The 6,188-nt window shown below is 63.6% G+C and carries 7 protein-coding genes; 6 read left to right on the plus strand and 1 reads right to left on the minus strand.

All coding sequences use genetic code 11. The annotated features are described in order from the left end of the window. The first annotated feature begins 10 nt into the window (after window positions 1–10). The 6 genes from ACI944_RS01170 to ACI944_RS01195 all read left to right on the plus strand — a co-directional run bounded on the left by ACI944_RS01170 (window position 11) and on the right by ACI944_RS01195 (window position 5,211). On the plus strand, window positions 11–403 hold the full coding sequence (locus ACI944_RS01170; protein ID WP_411717234.1) for a DUF5611 family protein: 393 nt from the start codon (window positions 11–13) through the stop codon (window positions 401–403). A gap of 175 nt (window positions 404–578) precedes the next feature. Beyond that, window positions 579–1,058 carry a DUF302 domain-containing protein gene (locus tag ACI944_RS01175; protein ID WP_411717235.1) on the plus strand — a complete coding sequence of 160 codons (480 nt, stop codon included), beginning with the start codon at window positions 579–581 and terminating at the stop codon, window positions 1,056–1,058. Between the two features lie 100 nt (window positions 1,059–1,158). Beyond that, entirely contained in the window at window positions 1,159–2,187 is a 1,029-nt protein-coding gene (locus ACI944_RS01180; protein WP_411717236.1) for a radical SAM protein, read from the plus strand. A 163-nt stretch (window positions 2,188–2,350) separates the two neighbouring features. After that, complete coding sequence (locus ACI944_RS01185) at window positions 2,351–3,148, plus strand: hypothetical protein (protein WP_411717237.1); 798 nt, start codon at window positions 2,351–2,353, stop codon at window positions 3,146–3,148. 173 nt (window positions 3,149–3,321) lie between these two features. Further along, window positions 3,322–4,053 (plus strand): N-acetyltransferase family protein, encoded by a 732-nt coding sequence (locus ACI944_RS01190; RefSeq protein WP_411717238.1) that lies wholly within the window; start codon window positions 3,322–3,324, stop codon window positions 4,051–4,053. Between the two features lie 51 nt (window positions 4,054–4,104). After that, the gene (locus tag ACI944_RS01195; RefSeq protein WP_411717239.1) at window positions 4,105–5,211 is read left to right on the plus strand and encodes a pyridoxal phosphate-dependent aminotransferase; all 1,107 of its coding nucleotides are present in this window, start codon (window positions 4,105–4,107) and stop codon (window positions 5,209–5,211) included. A gap of 17 nt (window positions 5,212–5,228) precedes the next feature. On the opposite strand, the gene ACI944_RS01200 is transcribed toward ACI944_RS01195, so the two are convergent. Continuing rightward, window positions 5,229–6,188: RtcB family protein (locus tag ACI944_RS01200; RefSeq protein ID WP_411717240.1), on the minus strand; the 960-nt coding region annotated here is incomplete at its 5' end.

A 6,188-nucleotide genomic window follows, 5' to 3' on the forward strand; every position in this document is an offset into this window, starting at 1 on the left:
TACCCTGGGTATGGAAGAGTACAAGATGCGACGCGGGGAGTATCTAGAGGAGCGTGTCCCCGACCTGGAGGCGACGGTTGAGGAGTACTTCGGGCCGATAACCGACACGGAGGAGTTCAAAGGCAGCGATCTGTACGTCGTCGGCGACCCGGACAACCCGGTTTTCACCCGGATCGTTGCGGGCACGGTGTCGTACTCCGGTAAGAAGGACAAACTCGCCGTCCACTTCGAGGAGCGCGACCTCGAGTCGCTGATGGAGACCGGTGATGTCGACGCCGCGGGCGACGCCAATAACGCGAAAAACGACTTCCTCCTCGAGTGTACCGGCCGTGACGCGAAATCGCGCCGAGAGTCGATGAAACGCGCCGTCGAGGACGACGCCGAAAAGCCCGACAACGTGTAATCGAGGTCCCGGCTCGACGCCGTCGGGTCTGCGCTCCGATCCAATGGCGTCCAATGTAGGCCCAATCCAAGCGGATCAAACGCGGGCCGTGATCCGACACCATTCGACGTGGGCCCTGGCCCGATGCGGCAGGCGCGACCCGACTGTTTTTGCGCTTCGGAGGCCATGAACGCGTATGACGCTCGCGTTCGACCCAGCGGAGATCGGCCCCGAGGACATCGGTGAAAGAGAAGCCACTCTAGAGATGGAGCACGAAGCGGCGATCGAGCACGTCCGCGAAACGGCCGAGGCGGCCGGGTTCGGCGTCCCCGTCGAGTTCTCGCCCTCGGAGTTGCTGAACGAAAAGCTCGACAGAGAGGCACAAAGCGCCTCAAGCAGTCCGACGCAGTCCGAGGGTGATCGAGACCCCTACTACGTGCTGGGCGCGTGCAACCCCGCGGTCGCCGACCGGGCGCTCGAGGAGACACGCAAGCAGGGCGCGCTCTTTCCCTGCAACTTCGTGATCTGGCAGGAGGATCCCGGCGTCCAGCGGGTGTATCACGTCTCGATCATGCGGATCGCTCGCCTCGTCGGGATCGCACCCGACAACGACGCCTGGGCGTCAATCGTCGGGGATACCGGCGAGTTCGTCGAGGCGTTTTTCGAGGAGCTCTGAGGAGGAGATGAAGCGTGGAATACGCCCTGCCCACCGGCCCGACGCCCGGATCGGCGGAACGCACGACTTTTCAGCCTCGGCAGTTAATTACAGACAACAAATGATCTCGAAGGGCTGCGAGCAGTGCGCCAAGGGGGGAAAGATGGTGCTCTTCGTCTACGGCTACTGCGATCAGCGCGACTGCTTTTACTGCCCGCTCGGCGAGAACCGAAAGAACGTCACGCAAGTGTACGCCAACGAGCGGCCCGTCGAGAGCGACGCGGACGTCATCGAGGAGGCAAAGCGGATGGAGGCCCTGGGCACCTCGATCACCGGCGGCGAGCCCCAAGAGGCGATGGAGCGGACCTGTCGGTACCTGCGCCTCCTGAAAGAGGAGTTCGGCGAGGATCACCACACCCACCTCTACACCGGCATCACGGGCGGCCGCGAGAACATGCGGCGACTCTCGGAGGCCGGCCTCGACGAGATCCGGTTTCATCCCCCCCTCGAGCAGTGGGGCGAGTTGCACGGCACCGAGTGGGAAGAAATCCTTCACGTTGCCCGCGAAGAGGGGCTCACCCCCGCCTTCGAGATTCCCGGTATCCGCGCCGAACCCGAGTTCTTGGAGTTCCTCGACGAGGGGGCCGCCGACTTCTGCAACATCAACGAGTTCGAGATGTCCGACGGCAACTATCGCCGGATGCAGGAGGCCGGCTTCGAACTGAAAGAAGACCACATGAGCGCCGTAGAGGGCTCTCACGACATTCTTGCGGAGATGGGCGATCACGAGAAGGTGTACTTCTGTACGAGCGTATTCAAGGACGCCGCCCAGCACCGCTCGCGTCTTAAACGGATGGCCAAGACCGTCGGCCGAGAGTTCGATGAGACCACCGACGATGGCACCCTCGTCTACGGGAAAGCCTGGACGAGCGAAGCCCGGCTCCGCGAACTCGGCGTGCCAGAGGAGTTCTACGCCGTCAAGTCCGAGCACGTCGAGTTGGCGTGGTGGCTTCTAGAGGAGATGGTCGAGGACGGCGATGTCCCGAAGGGAGAGATCGTCGAGCAGTATCCAACCTACGACGGAACGGTCGTAGAGCGGACACCGTTGTCGAACGGAACCGGAAGCGAGCGGGCCACAGCCGACGACTGAACGTACCGCGCCGCAGGCGGGTTCACCGTGGCGAACCAAGCGAGTCACGGTCTTTTTAATCGACGTTTTTCGAGGAGCGGTGCGCGAAGCGCACCCGATCATGACACAAACGTTTCTTTGAGCTTCAAACAGATACATCCGGACAGTAACGGTTGAACGCTGTATGGATCGGCGCTACCTTGCCGCTGGGTTGCTGACGTTCGTGGTGTTAGTTGCCGTCCTCCTCGCTCTTTTTGCTGCGTTGTCTGTCCCGCACGGACCTCTTGGCTCCGATGGGGCCTACCCGCCCGGAGCAGCGTCTGACCGCATCAACTTCTCGACGCTCGGCACTACCGGTGCCAACGTTTCACATACGCCCCGAGAGTACTGGGACTCGTACGCGATTCTCTATACGGCCCCCTCCGAGCGGCGACTTGTCGAAGGTGACTACTACATCAACTCCTCGACGGGGGAGATCATCGCGGACCGCTGGCACGGCGTCAGTGTCTATCACAACGGGGCAACGTACGTGTTTTTCCAGCCTGTTGACGGTATTCCCGAGCACCAACGCGAGCAGTTCGCCTCGGATCCAAAGTTCGTCTACGACAACGCGACCGACGCGTACTATCGATATGACCCCCACTACGGGACGATCGCTCCCACGAACATCGGTCGGCATACGATGCTGCTCGATTCGTACACCTGGGAGGCAACCAATAAAACGACTCACCACGGCGTCCCGGTTATCACGTATCGAGTGACCGGAACGCGTCCGGATTCACAAACACCCCCACCGATCGACGGAACGCTTCAGCTCGGAGTCGAAGATGGCATTATCTACGCGTACGATCTCACGCTGGACGCGGACGAACGTCCCTATCGCTACACGTACAGCGTGCGGCCGGCCCCGTTTCCGGACCACGAGTGGGTTGATACAGCCTGCGATCTGGCGGTGAACTGCACCGACGGTCGCTCGAACTAATCGTTTCAGCGGATCGGACAACGGCGATTCATGAGTTCTACGGTCCCGACTATCCGCCGTTGTCGTCAGTGAGCGCCACCACTTATATACTAGCGACGGGGAGCCGATCGTCCGTTCGAGACCCGTGTCAACACGCGCCAACCTATAAGAGGCCTGTGGGCGTGGGAGTCCACATGGAGACGTCCGAGCGGCCCACGTTCGAAACCGAGGCCGGCGAGGAGATCTACCGCTACGTCGAGCGACACGGAACGGCGGCTCGCCACCGGGTGCGAACGGTGACCTCGTTGCCGCCCGAGAAGTTCCAGGACGCACTCGAGGAGCTGAAGGATCGCGGGTACCTCGAGGACGACGGCGGAACGTTACAGATCGCCCTAGAAGTTGGCTCCGTCGAAGCGTACTCGACCGATGGGGTTGAGTACGTCGTTCGTCCGGCGGGACAGTCAGATTTCGAGGGCCTCATCGACACGATCCGGGATGTGACCGCCGAGGACACCTACATCGTCGCCGAGTCGATCGCCGAGCAGCTCCTCTACGAGGACGCCGTCAACCGCCACAACACCGCTGAATCGCGCGTCTTTTTTGTCGCGACAGTCGAGGGCGACGTCGTCGGGTGGTCCCACCTCGATCTGCCACAACTAGACAAGCTCAAGAGCACTGCCCAACTGACGGTCGGCGTCAAAGGAGAGTTCCGGCAGCACGGTATCGGAAGCCGGCTCGTCAACCGCGCACTGGAGTGGGCGAAGGCCAACGGCTACCGGAAGGTGTACAACAGCGTCCCGACCACGAACGACGAGGCGCTCGACTTCTTGGAAAGCCGGGGCTGGGAGACAGAGGGCATTAGAAAAGACCACTACACGATCGACGACGGCTACGTCGACGAGGTCATGCTCGCGTACACGTTCTAAGTGGCAAGATAAAAGCGACAGACCGACGTGGGACCCCGCCGGACTCAACGTATGGACGGCTACGAACGGCCACCCTTCTTCCACTTGATGGAGTACGCGGCCGACGCCGGCCGCGACGTCGTCGATATGGTCTCGGGCAACCCCGACTGGGAGCCGCCCGAGGCGATTCGGAGCGGGCTGCAGCGGTACGCCGAGGGGGCGGTCGAAACGTTTCAGTACCCGCCAAGTGAGGGACTGTTCGATCTTCGGGCGGCGATCGCCGATCGACACGGCGTCGACACAGAGCGCGTCGTCGTCACCAACGGCACGGGCGAGGCCAACTATCTGGCGATGGCGACCGCACTCGAAGACTGCGACGGCCGGGAGATCATCATGGCCGATCCGGTGTACCCGTACTACCACAAGCGGACCCGGATGCTCGGCGGGACCCCCCGTTTCGTGCCGGTTGCGCCGGACGGGACGCTCGATCCCGCGGCGGTCCGCCGAGCGGCGGGTAAGGACACCGCCGCGATCGTTATCAACTCGCCGAACAATCCGACGGGCGCCGTCTACGGCGAGACGGTGAAACGCGACCTCACCGCCGTCGCCGAGGACCACGACGCGCTGTTGCTCTCCGATGAGGTGTACGAGCGCTTCGTCTACGACGACGGTGCCTTCGGAACGGCCCTCGCCGTCGACTCGGAGGGCGTCGTCGTCACGAACGCCTTCTCGAAGTCGATGGCGATTACGGGCTTTCGGGTCGGCTACGGAATCTTCCCCGAGCGGCTGGTCGATGCGGTCCGGACGCGACACATGCTCGTCAACGTCGCCGGATCGCGGCCGGCCCAGCGCGCGGTGCTCGACGCCTTCGAGGAGACGCCGGAGTCGTACTACAAGCACAATCGCGATCGCCTCGACGACCGGATCGAGACGTTCTGCGACGCCCTCGACGGCGCGGGCGCGGAGTACACCCGCCCGCAGGGCGGCTTCTACGTCATGGCGCGCTTCGAGGGCTACCCGGGGACGCTCGAGAACGCCGAACAGTTGATCGACGAGGCTGGCGTCGCTGGCATGCCGGGGGACGCCTTCGGCGAGTCGCGAGCATCGTGGTTCCGCTTCGCCGTGGTGACGCCACGGGCGGCCGACGCTGCCGAGCGCCTCGCGACGTACTTCGGCTGACCGCCCCCGGTTTCCGTTCAGTCGACGCTTTTGATGTTGTGGACGGGGTCGAGCCGGTCCGTGATCGACGCGGTCGGTTCGAGCGCGTCGGCGATGGCGTCGACGGGTTTGTACGCCATCGGTGCCTCGTCGCGGACGCCGTCGACGACGGACTCTGAGTAGACGCCCGCCATCGCGGCCTCAAATTCCGCCATCTCGACCGTCTCGAAGGCCTCTCCGCGGCTCATCGTCCGACCGGCGCCGTGGGGGGCGCTCCGGTTGTAGGCGTGGTTGCCCCGGCCACGGGCGAGAATCGATCCCTCGGCCATGTTCAACGGGACGACGATCCGCTGGCCTTCCCGCGCCGGCGTCGCGCCCTTTCGGACGGTCAGGTCCCGGAAGTCGATGTAGTTGTGGATCGACTGGAACGAATCGGCCGGCTCAATCCCGAGCGCCGAGCAGATCGCTTCGCCGATCAGCGTTCGGTTCCAGCGGGCGTACTGCTGGGCGAACAGCATATCCACATGGTAGCCGTGTGCCTCCCGTCCTTCGAGGTAATCGAGGTCGTCGCTCCGCGTCTCGGCGTCGGCCTTCGGCCGTGAGAGGCGGTCAAAAACCCGTTCGATCTCGCTCCCATCGAAGGCCTCCCGGATCGCTTCCTTCCGGAGGTGTGACTCGCCCATCCCGCCGGTGACCCAGGTGTAGAGTTCGCGATCGCCGACGGCCTCGGGGTCGAACTTCAGGAACTCGTAGTCCGAGTCAGGGATGACCTCGCGGATTCGGTCCGCGGAGCGGTAGTCGCTGGCTCGCCTCTGCCAGAACTCCGCGACCGACTTGCCGAGGTACCGCGAGCCGCTGTGGACGACGAGCCAGTAACGCCCGGTCGCTCGCGAGCGCGCGAACTCGATGAAGTGGTTGCCGCCGCCGAGCGTGCCGGCACTTTTAATCACGTGGCCCATCCCTTGGCGCTGATCTGCGAGGACGCGCTCACAGAGCGA

Source organism: Natronomonas sp. (assembly GCF_046710025.1).
In the GTDB taxonomy this organism is placed as follows: domain Archaea; phylum Halobacteriota; class Halobacteria; order Halobacteriales; family Haloarculaceae; genus Natronomonas.

Bases quoted from the DNA above. Each gene is read 5' to 3' on its own strand.
- ACI944_RS01170 (WP_411717234.1), top strand. From the start codon at position 11: ATGGAAGAGTACAAGATGCGACGCGGGGAGTATCTAGAGGAGCGTGTC.
- ACI944_RS01190 (WP_411717238.1), top strand. From the start codon at position 3,322: ATGGAGACGTCCGAGCGGCCCACGTTCGAAACCGAGGCCGGCGAGGAG.
- ACI944_RS01180 (WP_411717236.1), top strand. From the start codon at position 1,159: ATGATCTCGAAGGGCTGCGAGCAGTGCGCCAAGGGGGGAAAGATGGTG.
- ACI944_RS01175 (WP_411717235.1), top strand. From the start codon at position 579: ATGACGCTCGCGTTCGACCCAGCGGAGATCGGCCCCGAGGACATCGGT.
- ACI944_RS01195 (WP_411717239.1), top strand. From the start codon at position 4,105: ATGGACGGCTACGAACGGCCACCCTTCTTCCACTTGATGGAGTACGCG.
- ACI944_RS01185 (WP_411717237.1), top strand. From the start codon at position 2,351: ATGGATCGGCGCTACCTTGCCGCTGGGTTGCTGACGTTCGTGGTGTTA.